This is a genomic window from Pseudomonas sp. NPDC086251 (assembly GCF_044746405.1).
Classification (GTDB): Bacteria; Pseudomonadota; Gammaproteobacteria; order Pseudomonadales; family Pseudomonadaceae; genus Aquipseudomonas.
Genome location: NZ_JBIVBY010000001.1, coordinates 753,092 through 768,349, shown reverse-complemented (window position 1 = coordinate 768,349; position 15,258 = coordinate 753,092). Strand labels below are relative to the sequence as shown.

The window sequence follows — 15,258 nt, the reverse complement described above, 5'->3', positions numbered from 1 at the left end:
CATGCCGTCGGTCGAGCCCAGGCCGCTCTTGCCCTCGGAACTGCGCTTGGGCGCTCCACTACTGGCGCAGGACGCGTCGTACTTGGCGGTAATGAAGCCGTTGTAGTGCATCACGCGGTCCGGGCCCGAGGTGTCGCTGACCTTGATGAAGGTCGCCAGCGGGATCATCTCGCCTTTGTTGTTGCGCACTTTCAACTGACCGATCTGGTCCGGCTCAAGACGGAACTGCTGTTCAGCCTGAACGTTGACCTGATAGGTACGACCGAAGCGGTTGAAGTCGTTGGCATACAGCGAACCCAGGTAAATCTGCAGGGTGTCGAAGATGTCGCTGACGGCCACGCCGTGGGTCTTGGCTTTTTCCCGGTCGATGGCAGCATCGACCTGCGGCACGTTCACGGTGTAGCTGGTGAACAGCGCAGCCAGTTCCGGCACGTTGTGGCTTTTGTTGATGATGTTCATGGTTTCTTTGTACAGCTCGTCGTAGCCCAGGTTGCCCCGGTCTTCGATCTGCAGGCGGAAACCACCGATGGTGCCCAGGCCTTGTACCGGCGGCGGCGGGAAGATCGCCATATAGGCTTCTTGAATCCCGGCGAACTGACCGTTCAACGCACCGGCAATCGCACCGGCGGACATGCTCGGGTCTTTACGCTCATCGAACGGCTTCAGGGTCACGAAGACGATGCCGGCGTTAGGACTGTTGGTGAAACCGTTGATCGACAGGCCGGGGAACGCCACCGCACTTTCCACGCCAGGCTGTTTCAGGGCCAGGTCGGACATGCGCTTGATCACGTCTTCGGTACGGTCCAGGCTCGAGGCGTCCGGCAATTGTGCGAAAGCCACCAGGTATTGCTTGTCCTGGCCGGGTACGAAACCGGTCGGGGTGTGGGCGAAACCGAAGAAGGTCAGCACCATCAGGCCTGCGTACAACAGCAGGGCAATACCGCTGCTGCGGATAACCCGGGCTACGGTGCCGACATAGCCATGGCTGGCACGGTCGAAAAACCGGTTGAACGGACGGAACAGCCAGCCGCCCAACAGTTTATCAAGCACTTTGGTAAAGCGATCTTTCGGCGCATCGTGGCTCTTGAGCAGTACGGCGGCCAGGGCAGGGGACAGTGTCAGCGAGTTGAACGCCGAGATCACGGTCGAGATGGCAATGGTCAGGGCAAACTGTTTGTAGAACTGGCCAGTGAGTCCGGAAATGAACGCCGCCGGGATAAATACCGCACACAGCACCAGCGCCGTCGCGATGATCGGCCCGGTCACCTCACGCATGGCTTTCTTGGTGGCTTCGACGGGCGTTTCTCCCAGCTCGATGTGCCTTTCGACGTTCTCCACTACCACAATGGCGTCGTCCACCACGATACCGATCGCCAGTACCAATCCGAACAGTGACAAGGCGTTCAGCGAGAAGCCGAACAAATGCATCACCGCGAAGGTACCGATCAGCGATACCGGCACAGCGACCAATGGAATGATCGAGGCGCGCCAGGTTTGCAGGAACAGAATCACCACCAACACAACGAGGATCAGTGCTTCGAAGAGGGTATGAACCACCGCTTCGATGGAGCCGCGCACGAAGATCGTCGGGTCATAGACGATGCTGAAGTCCATGCCTTCCGGGAAGTTCTTCTTCAGCTCGGCCATCTTGTCGCGCACTTCGTTGGAGATTTCGATCGCGTTGGAGCCAGGGCGCTGGAAGATCGGGATCGCCACCGCCGGCTGGTTGTTCAGCAGGGAACGCAGGGCGTATTGACTGGAACCCAGTTCGACGCGAGCGATGTCTTTGAGGCGAGTGATTTCACCGTTGTCGCCGGAGCGAATGATGATGTTCTCGAACTCTTCTTCAGAAACCAGACGACCTTGGGTGTTGACCGACAGCTGGAAGGCGGTGGCATTCGGCGCGGGTGGCGCACCCAATGCACCGGCAGCCACCTGACGGTTCTGTTCACGGATCGCGGTCACGACATCGGTGGCGGTCAGGTTGCGCGAAGCGGTCTTGTTCGGATCGAGCCACACCCGCAGCGAGTAGTCGCCCATGCCGAACAGCTGCACATCGCCGACACCGCCCAGGCGCGCCAACTCATCCTTGATGTTGAGCAAGGCGTAGTTGGACAGGTAGAGCATGTCGTAGCGTTTGTCCGGCGAGGTCAAGTGCACCACCATGGTCAGGTCGGGCGACGCCTTGTCCACGGTGATACCGATGCGCGTCACTTCTTCGGGAAGTTTCGGCTCGGTCCGGGTCACGCGGTTCTGCACCTGCACCTGAGCGTTGTCCAGGTCAGTGCCCAGCGCGAAGGTGATGGTCAGGGTGATCTTGCCGTCGGCGGTCGACTGCGAGGACATGTACAACATGTTCTCGACGCCGGTGATGGCTTGCTCCAGCGGAGCGGCCACGGTTTCACCGATGACTTTCGGGTTGGCACCCGGGAAGTTGGCGCGGACCACAACGGTCGGCGGAACCACTTCCGGGTATTCGCTGATCGGCAACTGGAACAGCGAGATGGCGCCGGCGATCAGGATCAGCAGCGACAGTACCGCTGCGAAGATCGGCCGTGAAATGAAGAATTGGGAAAAATTCATCGTAGAAATCCCTTAACCGCGTGGGGTCGCAGCAGCCACTTTCACAACCGAACCCGGCGCAACCTTGGCAGGTGCGACTTGGGGCAGGTTGCTGGCTTCCAGCGCTTGTCGTTGTTGTGCCAGAGCGGCGAGGGTTTGCTCGCTGGCCATCGGGATCACTTCAGGGGTGACCGGTGAGCCAGGGCGAACCCGTTGCAGACCCTTGACGATGACGGTGTCGTCCTTGTTCAGGCCGTTGCGCACGATGCGCAAGCCTTCGATCTTCGGACCCAGTTCGACTGAGCGATAAGCCGTCTTGTTGTCGGCATCCATCACCAGCACGAACTTTTTACCCAGGTCGGTACCGACCGCTTCGTCGTTGATCAGCACGGCGGAGTAGGTGCCGCTGCCAACCAGTTTCAGGCGGGCATACAAACCGGGGGTGTATTGACCGTCCGTGTTGTCGAACACCGCGCGACCCCGAATGGTGCCGGTTTTCGGGTTGACCTGGTTGTCGACGAAGTTCATCACGCCCTGGTGCGGGTTGCCGTCTTCGTTGGACAAGCCGAGGTACACCGGGGTGGTTGCACCGCGTTTGCCCTGGCGAGCGAGTTGGGTGTATTTGAGGAACACACGCTCGTCGGCATCGAAGTAGGCGTAGACCTTGTCGGTGGACACCACGCTAGTCAGCGGCGTGGTATCGGCGGTCACCAGGTTGCCGGCGGTGATTTCCGCGCGGCTGACGCGGCCACTGATCGGGGCGGTGACGCGGGTGAAACTCAGGTTCAGTTTGGCCAGGTCCAGTTGAGCCTGGAGGGCGCCAACGGCAGCGCGGGCTTCTTGCGAAGCGCTGGTGCGCGAGTCAGCCAGTTCAGCGGAAATCGCGTTGCTGGTACGCAGGCGTTCACCGCGCTGGGCTTCGTTTTCACTGCGGGTGGCGTTGGCGCGGGATTGAGCAACCAGGGCTTCGAGGCGGCGAACCTCAGCCTGGAACGGACGCGGGTCGATCTGGAACAGCAGGTCGCCTTTCTTGACCAATGCGCCTTCAGTGAAAGCGACTTCATCGATCTGGCCGGACACCCGTGGACGAATTTCTACGGTTTCTGGCGCTTCGAGGCGCCCGGTGAATTCGTCCCACTCGTTGACCGGTTGTTCCAGCACCTTGGCCACGCTGACCTTGGCCGCGGGCATAGTGGCGGCAGTTTCCGGAGCCTTGCCGCAGGCGCTCATCACCAGCACGGCCAGCATGGCCAACGGGAAGCGCAAATGTTTGAGTGACTGTTCCATGGATGCATCCGCCAATGTATTAAGAATGGACGGATGATGCTCGGCGGGGCTGTAACGCACGAATCGAATGAGGCAAAGGTAACTATCATTCGGAATGATATAAGCTCAAAGCGAGCTCTCTAGCATGCACCTCACGCTAACAGGCTATCAACTCGCCTGATGACAATTCTGTGTTGCCGTGGGTGCAAGAGTAGGGCATGAAAACGAGTTGTGATCTTCGCGGGCAAGCCCCCATACAAAAACCGGACTCAGGCCAGACTGTCCGGATCTCCGAAGAACATCTGAATCCGCGACCGCAACCAGCGCTCCCCAGGATCGTTATCCTGCGACCCGCGCCAAGCCATGTGCAATTCGAAGCTACGCACCGGCAACGGCGGATCTTCTGCCCGCACACCGCCGGCCGCCGTCAATGCATCGGCGGTGTAGTCAGGGACGGTGGCGACAATATCAGTGCCGCTGATGAGTGTGCTCAGCCCGTTGAACTGCGGTACCGCAAGCACCACGTGACGTTTGCGCCCAAGTTTTTCCAGCTCTTCATCTATAAAGCCGCTGAGGTCACCGGCGAACGACACCAGCGCGTGCGGCCGTGCGCAGAAATCATCCAGGCTCAACGGCCCCGGCACGCTGTCCGCGCGCAACAGCTTCGGCGAGCTGCGACGCAGCACCTTGCGCTTGGCATTGGCCGGCAGGTCGGCGGTGTAGCTGACGCCGATGGAAATCTCGCCCGAGGCCAGCAGGCTCGGCATCAGGATGTAGTTGGCCCGACGCACCACCAGCACAATCCCCGGCGACTCTGCGCGCAGGCGCTTGAGCAGCATTGGCAGCAAGGCGAATTCGACGTCGTCCGACAGGCCGATGCGGAACACCGCGGTGCTGGTGGCCGGGTCGAATTCCGCCGCACGGCTGACCGCGGTGGAAATCGAGTCCAGGGCTGGAGAGAGCAGGGCGAAGATTTCCACCGCCCGGGCGGACGGCTCCATGCTGCGGCCTGTGCGCACGAACAGCGGATCATCGAACAGCCCGCGCAGGCGCGAGAGCGCCGCACTGATGGCCGGCTGGCCGAGGAACAGCTTCTCCGCAGCGCGGGTCACACTGCGTTCGTGCATCAATGTTTCGAATACGATCAACAGGTTCAGGTCGACACGACGCAGGTCATTACGATTCATCTGGAGTCCTGGCAGAGTCAGCAAACTTGACGTGAGCGGCCACATAAGAACAATGGCCGGCATGAATCTTACGGGGAAAGACTGGTACTCTGCACCGAGTAATTCAGATTTCCTACAAAGGCTGCTACGGTTTCCTATGTCATTTGACGATGTTGCCGGCGCTGCGGAATCAATGACAGGCATGTCGACTATTAATAGCCACTGATAGTCTTGGGTAGAAAGCCCAGATAGAGTTCAGGGCATTAGAGGTTTCTTTGACGAGGTTTGCGATGTCCCGCACGATTCGTTTTCACAAGTTTGGTCCAGCCGAGGTGCTCAAATGCGAAGAGCATACGGCCGCTCTGCCTGCACCGGGCGAAGTGCAGGTGCGCGTCGAGGCGATTGGCATCAGCTGGTACGACATTCTCTGGCGCCAGAACCTGGCGTCGTCCCATGCACGTCTGCCTTCAGGCCTCGGTCATGAAATGTCCGGTGTCGTGACCGCCGTCGGTGACGGGGTCGATGACCTGGCAGTGGGTGACAAGGTCGCCAGCTTCCCGGCAGAAAGCCCGAACGACTATCCGGTCTACGGCGAGCAAATCGTATTGCCGCGCTCGGCACTGACCCGGTACCCGGACGTGCTCAGCCCGATCGAAGCCAGCGTGCATTACACGCCGCTGTTGATCGCTTATTTCGCCTATGTTGACCTGGCGCGGGTCAAACCCGGGCAATTTGCCCTGGTGACCGACGCGAGTCACTGTGCCGGCCCGTCCTTCGTACAGCTGGGTAAAGCCTTGGGCGTGCGAGTGATTGCGGCCACCAAAACAGCGGATGAGCGTGAATACCTGCTGTCCCTGGGTGCCGAGAAAGTGATCGTCACCGAAGAAGAAGATCTGCTCATGCGGATCAACAAAATCACCGATAACCGTGGCGTGGACGTGGTGTTCGACGGTCTCGGCGGGCCACAGATGTCATTGCTCGGCGATGTGCTCGCACCGCGTGGCAGCCTGGTGCTGTATGGCCTGCAAGGTGGCAACCAGACGCCATTCCCGGCCTGCGCGGCGTTCCAGAAGAACATCCAGTTCTTTGTGCACTGCATCGGCAACTTCACCGGCAAGCCGGAACTGGGCATCATCCAGGACCAGGTCGCACTGCAACGTGCCTTGCGCGATATCAACCAGCTGACCGCCGACCGCGTTCTGCTGCCGCTCAAGACTCGGGTCTTCCCGTTTGCCGAGTTTGTCGAAGCACACCGCTACATGGACGAATGCCCATGCCGCGAACGGGTCGCCCTGCAGGTCGAACCGGTTTAACCCTCCAGCAAGAGTCCGTGTCCGCACGGACTCTTTTGCGTGCAGCATCCCTCCAAAACGAGACGTTCCATTGGCGTGCCCATGGGGCAGTTCAGCAACTGAACTGGTTTTTGCTCTCAATCTGTATCTTCTAATCAGTTTATAAGCCCTGATAATTGCATGATTACTTTCATCTCAAGGAATGAGTCATGGCTGGGTATCAGACCGATACTGTTCAATGCTCCCTGTTGCTACATATTCAACCCATAGTTCTTTATCGTGCAGTGACGAAAAAACTATGCGCAACTTCTTTCTTTATTTTCTGTACTACATGTCTGTGGGACGTTGTCGGACATTTCCTAGGACGTTACGCGCGGCCGCGGCCCGTAGGCGCCACGGGGCTTTGCGGCCGTTTATCAGTGGTCAGTGCGGCGCTCAAGCTTAATCATTTCAAATAATTGCCAAGATTTTTAGTGTTAGCATTTTAAAATAAAGTCCAGCACTTCGAATCGTGGTCGGCAATCCTTTTGCAATGCATGCGTTGTTGTTTGCGATAACGAACTTACGAGTATCAGGTAAATAAAGATGACCCACATCCATGATCAAGCGATGAACTATGTCTATCTGCAAGTGCTGCAGCGTTTGCTGAGTTTTTTCTCGCGAGCCGAACGCACGGCGTTGCAGCTCATGATTCAGCGCCTGGTGGTCGCCGCCGGAGGCATGGAGCGTATTGGCGAGTACAAGGTGCTGGCGATCCAGTCCGGGTCCCGAGACAGCTGCTACACCCTGGCGCTGCTGCGCGCCGCACAACTGAGTATCGCCGGCAGGGCGCCCGCAACGTTTCAGCTACGCGTTGCGACGTTGCGTTTGAACGATGCCAGCCCGTTGGCTCTGGACAATATCCATCGCAGCTACAGCGCATTGTTCCTGTATGACGATCCTCGGGTCGAAGTCTTGATGGTCGATGACCGCGAAGTCTTGCCATTCAGCCACCTGGCGCCGATCTCCGAAGCCGGCCGCGAGTCGAATCGGCTCAACCTGCTGATGGTTGGCCACCGTCGCCTCTGGAGCGGGGCCCTGGATCTGTGGGACGACGGGTATCTGGCCAGCGCCGAGTTCTATGGGCAGATCGCCCGCTGGGATCGCGGTGTCGATGCATTGGTCAGCGGCGACACACCTCGTCAGCAGAAGCAGTTTCTCGACGGGTTGAAACGTGCGACTACCAAGGCCGGGCTGCGCACTTCGGATCACCCAGAAATGGGCTACGAGCAGCTGTTCGCATTGATTGATGAGCTGGGCGGCGATGGCTACCGTGCGTTTTATCCTGAGCTTATCCAGACGCAGTGGCGTCCTGCCGAGCGATTTGAAGCCTGTCGCCGCACCACCTTCATCGATCTTCACGACATGCTGGTCAGCAGCCTGGAAGAGCGCTGGCCGTTGTTGACCGAGTTTCTCGGCTTTCAGCCTGACGAGCTGGCAGCCCAGCTCAGTGATAACGAGTACGTCACGCCCGCTATCTCTGCGCACCTTCGAGGTCTGCAAGCGTGTTACGTACAAGGGCGCAGCTACGAGGCCGGTGTCGCGCAATACCTGCAACGAGCCTTGGTGATGATGCGCCGCAAACGACTTCCAGAGCGCTTGTGCGAACAGGCGATGGAGGCATTTGGCAACCCGGCGGCGTTGACCGAGCTGCGCGCGCAGGCAGCAACCGAGGCACAACGGAACCTGGGCTTGAGCGAGGCACAGCTGTTGTGCCTGCTCTTTTCACCTTTTGTCGAGCATGGCGCCGGCCTTGAGCGTTTTCTGCGTCAGTGCCACCCCGGCATGATCGTGGCGATACCTGACTTGCACCGGGCCATGCAGGGCAACCCTGCGCCGGAGCAGGTCCTGCAATGGATGGTTGATGTCAGCGGATTGTCGGCCAGCCTGATCGGCAAGCTTTACCGCATGAGCCCGCTGGCCGCAGAGGGGGGCGGGATGCGTGAGACCGGTGTGCAGACCGAAGCCGCCGATGATGCCGATGACACGGCCGTGGCCAGCGAACGGTCAGCAAGACATTGAGCGTGCCGGGTTTGACCGGTCCTGTATTCGGCCCTTATCGATGAAAAGGCCACGAGAAACTGATTTCGCGTATCAGGCGGTGTACCGCTACCTGACTCAGCTGATCAATGAGCCGGCCAACGACAGACGAGTCCGCCTGCCTTCATTGCGCCAGTTGGCGGATCGTCTGAGCGTGTCGATCTCGACCATTCAATACGCGTACTCGTTGCTGGAGAAGGAAGGGCGCGTCTATTCGGTGGCCAAGTCCGGCTATTACGCGTTTCCGGTGTCCTCCATCAACACGTCCGGCGGCGGCAATGACCTGCTCGAAACCGTCTATGCCAATGCCAGGCGCCCTGGAATGCTGGTCATGAGTAACGATGAGCCGGCGTTGTTGCAGCCGCTCGACAGACCTTTGCTGCTGCTGGAAAGAGAGTTGTTGCGCCAGTATCCGCGCCAGCCGCATTCGTCCTCGCAACCCTGTGGCGAACTGGAGCTGCGAACCGCCCTGGCGGCACGCTACACCACGTCGCCGGTGCGCTGCTGGCATGCTGATGACGTGTACATTGGCGCAGACCTGCGTGGTGTGCTGGAAATAGTCATCGCCGTGTTATCACTCAAAGGTGCCACGGTGCTGGTCGAATCCCCGTGCGACTGGGCGATTTTGCGTTTGCTGCAACAGGCGGACGTGCAGGTGATCGAACTGGCCGTGCAAGCCTGCGGGAGCCTCGACCTCGAACAACTCCAGGAACTGCTGGAAACCGAACCGGTGCGACTGGTGATGGTTTCATCCGGGCTGAACATGCCGCGAGGCAGCCTGGCGCCTGACGATAACCGGCGAGCCATCGCGCAGTTGCTGGCGCGGCATGGCAGCTGGGTGTTGGAAAACGATTGTTATGGCGAGCTCGGGTTCGAAGCGGATGCCCTGCGATTTCGCGATCTGCTGGACCCCGACAGGCTCATCGTGTTTTCCGGTTTCGAGAAAATCATCGGCCCGGAGGCGCCTTACGGCTATCTGCTCTCGCGGCCTCTGCGCGGCGAACTGCAACGGCAGTTTTTGCTGCGCTCCTTCCGTTTGTCACCGATTCGCCAGAAAGCCATCGCGCGCCTGTACAGCAACGGCCGGATTGATCAGCATCTTCAGGTGTTGCGACGGTTGCTCAAGGACCGCAAGGTGCAGATGACCCAGTTGCTGCAGGAGCGTCTGGGCGATGCCTTGCATTTCGTCGAGCCTCAGGGGGGCGCGACGATCTGGGTTCGTTCGTTCGTTGCGCCAGGTGGATGTGCGCCGCGTGTTCCAGCGCCTGCTCAAGCAGCAGATGGTGATCGCACCGGGCGAACTGTTCAGCCTCCAGGGCTTGCATGCCCAGCACTTGCGCCTGAGTCATACCTTCCCGGGAGATCATGACTTGGCCGCCGCCCTGGGTTTGCTGGGAGATGCGTTGCGCCTGGAATCCATCGACTGAGCCGGGACGCACAAACTCTATGGGACGTTCGGGATTTATAACAGTGCGCGTTGTTCAACCGGGATCGATAACGTCGCGCCGCGGTCAAACTGCCAGTAAACTGCTTCCCCATTCCTGAACCATTCTATTTCAGAGGTTTTGCATGACACTCAGTGCTTTTGCGGGCAAACCGGCACCGGCAGAACTGTTGGTCGACATCCCGCGACTGGTCACGGCCTATTACACGGGCCAGCCCGATGCCGCCATCTCCACCCAGCGCGTCGCCTTCGGCACGTCCGGGCACCGAGGCAGCTCGTTCGACCTGAGTTTCAACGAATGGCATGTGCTGGCGATCAGTCAGGCGATCTGCCTGTACCGCGAAGCCCAAGGCATCGACGGCCCGCTGTTTGTCGGCATCGACACTCACGCGCTGTCCACTCCGGCCGGCGCGAGCGCCCTGGAAGTGTTGGCCGCCAATGGCGTGACGGTGATGATCGCCGAAGGCGATGAGTACACCCCGACACCGGCGATTTCCCACGCCATTCTCTGCTACAACCGTGGGCGCACGTCGGGCCTGGCGGACGGTGTTGTCATCACGCCGTCGCACAACCCACCGCAAAGCGGTGGCTACAAATACAACCCAACCAACGGCGGCCCGGCCGACACCCACATTACCAAGTGGATCGAAGCCAAGGCCAACGAGCTGCTGAGCAACAAGCTCGCCGGCGTCAAGCGCATCAGCTACGAGCAGGCCTTGAAGGCCAGCACGACGCATCGCCACGATTACCTCAACACCTATGTCGCCGACCTGATCAACGTGATCGACTTCGACGCCATTCGCGATGCCAAGCTGCGTCTGGGCGTCGATCCGCTGGGCGGTGCAGGGGTGCGCTACTGGTCGGCGATTGCCGAGCATTACCGTCTGGACCTGGAAGTGGTCAACAAGCAAGTCGACCCGACTTTCCGCTTCATGACCGTCGACTGGGATGGCCAGATCCGCATGGACCCGTCGTCCACGCACGCCATGCAAGGCCTGATTGGCCTGAAGGATCGGTTTGACGTGGCATTCGGCTGCGACCCGGATCACGACCGCCACGGCATCGTGACCCCGTCCGGTGGTTTGCTGGCGCCGAACAACTACCTCGCAGTGTCGATCGACTATCTGTTCCAGAACCGTCCGCAATGGCGCGCCGACGCAGCCGTGGGCAAAACCGTGGTCAGCAGCGGCTTGATCGATCGCGTCGCCAAGCGTCTGGGCCGTCGCCTGTACGAAGTGCCGGTGGGCTTCAAATGGTTTGCCGACGGTTTGTTCGACGGCTCGCTGGGCTTCGGCGGCGAAGAAAGCGCCGGCGCGTCCTTCCTGCGCAAGGACGGTGGCGTCTGGTGCACCGACAAGGATGGCTTGATTCCGGCACTGCTGGCGGCAGAAATGACCGCCCGCACCGGTCGTGATCCAAGCCAGGCTTATCGCGCCTTGACTGACGAGCTCGGTGAGCCGTTCTCGGTCCGGGTCGATGCCAAGGCCAACCCTGAGCAGAAAGCGCTGCTGAGCAAATTGTCGCCGGATCAGGTGACTTCGACTCAATTGGCTGGCGAGGCGATCCAGAGCATCCTCAGTCACGCACCGGGTAACGACCAGGCCATTGGTGGCCTGAAAGTCATGACCGAAAATGGCTGGTTCGCCGCGCGTCCGTCGGGCACTGAAGACATCTACAAGATCTATGCAGAGAGCTTCATCAGCGATGACCACCTCAAGCAATTGGTCGCGGAAGCGCAAACCCTCGTGGATGGCGCTATTTCTGCGAAGTGATTGAGGGCCCCTTCGCGGGCAAGCCTCGCTCCTACAGGGTTTTGCGTAATCCTTGTAGGAGCGAGGCTTGCCCGCGAAGGCGTCTGCGGCATCAGCACATAAAAAAAGGGCGACCACAACGGTCGCCCCTTTTTTTGCCCGCGCATTTACCCCATCAAGCCAAATCCACCAACACGATTTCACTGTCCTCGATAGCGGTCACGCGCAACACCTGCTCATCGACAACCGCAACACCGTCTCGAGCTTGTGCACGCAAGCCATTGACTTCAATGACCCCGGTGGCCGGCACCAGATAGGCACGACGACCGTTGTCCAGGCGATACTCGGCGGTTTCGCCGGCCTTGAGGTTGGCCGCCACCAGCCGCGCATCGGCACGAATCCGCAGGCTCTGATCGTCGCCGGCCTTGCCGCTGGCCAGGGTCACGAAACCTTCGCGCTGGCCTTTCGGGAAAGGCTTGGCGCCCCAGGACGGTGCCAGACCGGATTCGTTCGGGATGATCCAGATCTGGAAGATCTTGGTCGCGGTTGCTTCCAGGTTGTACTCGCTGTGGGCGATCCCGGTGCCGGCGCTCATGACCTGAACGTCGCCCGCTTCGGTACGTCCCTTGTTGCCAAGGTTGTCTTCGTGGGTAATCGCGCCTTCACGGACATAGGTGATGATTTCCATGTCCCGGTGCGGGTGTTTCGGGAAACCGGTGCCTGAGGCGATCACGTCGTCGTTCCACACGCGCAGGTTGCCCCAGTTCATGCGTTTTGGGTCATGGTACTCGGCGAACGAAAAGTGGTGATGAGCATCCAACCAGCCGTGGTGGGCGCCGCCCAGGGAGTTGAAAGGTCTGAGTTCGAGCATGATCGTCTCCTGAATAGGGGGTTAATGGCGAGCATCATCTATCAGGCACTGATCGATAAAAAGCGTAAAAAATGCCTCATTACAATCGAATAACTTGATGGCTTTGAGCCTCGAAACATTCTCATAGAGCCTTCACTTCATCGCATAAGCCAATGACCTGTAAGCATTTCACTAGAACTGAACGGCAAATGCAGACACCATAGCCTTCAACAGCCTCACACCCTGGAGTCCGTCCGCGTGCCGCAACACACCCCCGATCTTCCTCCTGAACTTCGTCCCCTGGCCGAGATGCCATTGCTCAAGCGCCTGGCCGCCCGATTCTTCGGCCATGGCCTGACACGCTTGCGTGCGCAACACCGTGCGTCCTGGCTGCATGGCCAGGCCGACGGCTTTCGCAGTGGTCACAGCGCCGGGGTGGATTACGGCTATAAGGAAGGCAAGCTCGAAGGGCTGGAAGAAGGCCGGCAGGTGTTGTTGATCCGCGACTCGCGCTCAACCGAACATCGGCCGCCGAATGTCGATGACTATTTGTTCGATGATTGGCGCCTGCCCTTGAGCGCAGAGCTGAAGAAACGCATGAAGGCCGATGTCGCGCGGTTGTTGCCGGCGTATGCCCAGCCCAGTGCCGCGCAGTGGAAGATGATCTTCAGTGACACACCCTCGACCTCGGTGATTGCCGGTGCGGGTGCCGGCAAGTCGACCACGCTGGTGCTGCGTATTTTGCTGCTGACCCACTATCTGGGGTTTGAGCTGAGTTCGATGACTGTGGTGACTTTCACCCGCGAGTCGCGCAAGGACTTCATCAATAAGCTGGTCGAGTTGTTTGCACTCTGGGGGCGGGCGCTGAGTTTCAAGGAGGCGCGTGATCTGGTGCGCACCTTCCACTCGCGGATTCTGCCGATGGTGCGCAGCCTGCCGGGCTTCGAGCGGCTGCAAGCTTTCGAAAACCTCAGTCATCGGGCGCAAAACGGCGACGAGGAAGTCGACAGCAACCCTTTCGATCTGCGCATCAACGACGCCCAGCGTCAGCAGCTCAATGCCTGTTATCACAGCCTGCACACCCGCGATGAGCGTTTTCGCGAGTTGATCAAGCCGTTGTCGCGTCACGCCTTGCAGCTCAAGGAGCTGGAGCGTGATCACCCGGACGTGCAGAAGCGCATGGCTGTGACCGAACTGGCCGCCAAGCGTGATGAAGAACTTTGCGATGCCATTGAGGATCTGTGGTTTCGCGCGGGTGCCTGGCCGATCAAAGGCATCGAGCCGAATCGTCAGTCGTTCGATATCAACGGGTCGACGTTTCATTGCCACGGCTATATTCCGACCCTCGACGCTTGGGTGGTGCTGGGTTTCGATCCTCGGGAAAACCCGCAGGTCAGCCGTCCCAATGCCAAGTTGACGGTGCGCGCGGAGTGGGCGGTAAAGCGCACCCTGTTTCAAGCTTTCTGTCGTAAACCATTGATATGGATAGATAGTTACGAATCATCAAAGCGTGTGTTGGCTTCTCTTGCCGGCGATGCCAGCGCCGGGCCGGGTTTCGACTACAAGGTCAAGGGCGAACTCGCTTCCGCGCCATTGCTGGACTGTTTTGTCGCCGCCGCCGGGTTCATCGAGAACCTTGGCCTGGATGTGCCGACCGCCGTGGGCCAGATGAGTTTTGCCAAGGACGACCCGGACCGGTTCTTCTTTGAAGCCTTGAGTCTGTTTTGGCGCGCCCTGGAAGACCATCTGCTCGATCAGAAACCTCCAGTGATGACTTACAACCGAATGTTCGCCTTGTTCAGCGAGCATTCCCCGGAAAACCTCAAGCTGCTGAGTGATGAGCTGCTCAGGCCTTTGTCGCACTTGATGATCGACGAGTTTCAGGACGTATCGCCGCAAATCGTTTCCTGGATCCGCGCCAGCCTGGCGGAGATCCGCAGTCGCGGCCCGGCGATGCATGTCGGGCGTGGTGCGCAACGCTCGTCGTTGCTCTGTGTGGGCGATGACTGGCAATCGATTTATGGCTGGCGGGGCAGTTCGCCGACGTATTTCATGGAGTTCAACAAGGAATTCCCATCGCCGAACACCACCAAAGTCATGCTCAGCGACAACTACCGCAGCCATCAACACATCATCGATGCCGCCGAACATATCGTCCGCGCGGCGCCAGCGATCGCCGGCAAGAAGGCCAAGGCCAGCGGCGAGCCGAAGGCGCTGCTGCCGGTCAATGTGCTCGATCGAGATGATCAAGGCATGGCCCAGCGCTTGATGGAGCACTACAGAAAGGGTGATTCGATCTTGATGCTGTATCGAAAAAGCAGCGATAAGTTATTGATAGAACAACATATTCAGTCTGTAGTTAATGTGGATTCTAGCTTGCCTTACGAATCACGCCGACTAAAGCAGTTGACGTATCACAGTGCCAAGGGCCTTCAGGCAGACGCGGTTTTTCTGCTGGGAGATTGCCAGCACCTGACCAGTTCGCCTTACAAGAACCAGGTCTATCGCATGGCGGGTCTGGGCAAGGCTGGCGACAGCGAGGCGTACGATAATGCTCAGAAGGACGAAATCCTGCGACTGGCGTATGTCGGCATCACTCGGGCAGTGAGTCATTGCTACTGGTATGTCGACGGCCAGGACACCCAGGCAGCCAATATGCCCAAAGCGTCCGACCGGATCGGCAAGGGCAAGGCGTTCTTTGCCGATCACCGGCAGGGCAAGACAGTGGCGTAACCACAACCCCCTTGTAGGAGCTGTCGAGTGCAACGAGGCTGCGATCTTTTGACCTTGCTTTAAAAACAGAATCAAAAGATCGCAGCCTCGTTGCACTCGACAGCTCCTACAGGGA

The 15,258-nt window shown here is 59.3% G+C and carries 7 protein-coding genes and 2 pseudogenes; 5 read left to right on the top strand and 4 right to left on the bottom strand.

The window, feature by feature from the left end:
- From ACIPL2_RS03360 to ACIPL2_RS03350, 3 genes and pseudogenes are all read right to left on the bottom strand, one after another.
- A pseudogene (locus ACIPL2_RS03360) lies at nt 1–2,583 on the bottom strand (efflux RND transporter permease subunit); the annotation flags it as partial.
- A 12-nt stretch (nt 2,584–2,595) separates the two neighbouring features.
- A complete protein-coding gene (mexE, locus tag ACIPL2_RS03355) occupies nt 2,596–3,849 on the bottom strand; it encodes a multidrug efflux RND transporter periplasmic adaptor subunit MexE (protein ID WP_059405197.1) in 1,254 nt (417 codons plus the stop codon).
- Nucleotides 3,850–4,097: 248 nt separating this feature from the next.
- Complete coding sequence (locus tag ACIPL2_RS03350) at nt 4,098–5,015, bottom strand: LysR family transcriptional regulator (protein WP_401352954.1); 918 nt, start codon at nt 5,013–5,015, stop codon at nt 4,098–4,100.
- A gap of 269 nt (nt 5,016–5,284) precedes the next feature.
- Between ACIPL2_RS03350 and ACIPL2_RS03345 the strand changes: the two genes are divergently transcribed.
- The 4 genes and pseudogenes from ACIPL2_RS03345 to pgm all read left to right on the top strand — a co-directional run bounded on the left by ACIPL2_RS03345 (nt 5,285) and on the right by pgm (nt 11,581).
- Nucleotides 5,285–6,307, top strand: coding sequence for a zinc-dependent alcohol dehydrogenase family protein (locus ACIPL2_RS03345; RefSeq protein ID WP_401352952.1), 1,023 nt, complete (start codon nt 5,285–5,287; stop codon nt 6,305–6,307).
- A 564-nt stretch (nt 6,308–6,871) separates the two neighbouring features.
- On the top strand, nt 6,872–8,347 hold the full coding sequence (locus ACIPL2_RS03340; RefSeq protein ID WP_401352950.1) for a hypothetical protein: 1,476 nt from the start codon (nt 6,872–6,874) through the stop codon (nt 8,345–8,347).
- Between the two features lie 40 nt (nt 8,348–8,387).
- Nucleotides 8,388–9,792, top strand: a pseudogene (locus tag ACIPL2_RS03335) (PLP-dependent aminotransferase family protein).
- 142 nt (nt 9,793–9,934) lie between these two features.
- On the top strand, nt 9,935–11,581 hold the full coding sequence (pgm, locus tag ACIPL2_RS03330; protein ID WP_401352948.1) for a phosphoglucomutase (alpha-D-glucose-1,6-bisphosphate-dependent): 1,647 nt from the start codon (nt 9,935–9,937) through the stop codon (nt 11,579–11,581).
- Between the two features lie 154 nt (nt 11,582–11,735).
- Here pgm and ACIPL2_RS03325 read toward each other — a convergent pair whose 3' ends face one another.
- The gene (locus tag ACIPL2_RS03325; protein ID WP_401352947.1) at nt 11,736–12,431 is read right to left on the bottom strand and encodes a pirin family protein; all 696 of its coding nucleotides are present in this window, start codon (nt 12,429–12,431) and stop codon (nt 11,736–11,738) included.
- A gap of 237 nt (nt 12,432–12,668) precedes the next feature.
- On the opposite strand from ACIPL2_RS03325, the gene ACIPL2_RS03320 reads away from it, so the two are divergent.
- Nucleotides 12,669–15,143: a UvrD-helicase domain-containing protein gene (locus ACIPL2_RS03320; RefSeq protein ID WP_401352946.1), complete on the top strand. Its 2,475-nt coding sequence runs from the start codon at nt 12,669–12,671 to the stop codon at nt 15,141–15,143.
- The last annotated feature ends 115 nt before the right edge of the window (nt 15,144–15,258 follow it).

What these genes read in the sequence shown, in the direction of transcription:
- mexE (WP_059405197.1), bottom strand. Translation starts at nt 3,849, where the DNA reads ATGGAACAGTCACTCAAACATTTGCGCTTCCCGTTGGCCATGCTGGCC.
- ACIPL2_RS03350 (WP_401352954.1), bottom strand. Translation starts at nt 5,015, where the DNA reads ATGAATCGTAATGACCTGCGTCGTGTCGACCTGAACCTGTTGATCGTA.
- ACIPL2_RS03345 (WP_401352952.1), top strand. Translation starts at nt 5,285, where the DNA reads ATGTCCCGCACGATTCGTTTTCACAAGTTTGGTCCAGCCGAGGTGCTC.
- ACIPL2_RS03340 (WP_401352950.1), top strand. Translation starts at nt 6,872, where the DNA reads ATGACCCACATCCATGATCAAGCGATGAACTATGTCTATCTGCAAGTG.
- pgm (WP_401352948.1), top strand. Translation starts at nt 9,935, where the DNA reads ATGACACTCAGTGCTTTTGCGGGCAAACCGGCACCGGCAGAACTGTTG.
- ACIPL2_RS03325 (WP_401352947.1), bottom strand. Translation starts at nt 12,431, where the DNA reads ATGCTCGAACTCAGACCTTTCAACTCCCTGGGCGGCGCCCACCACGGC.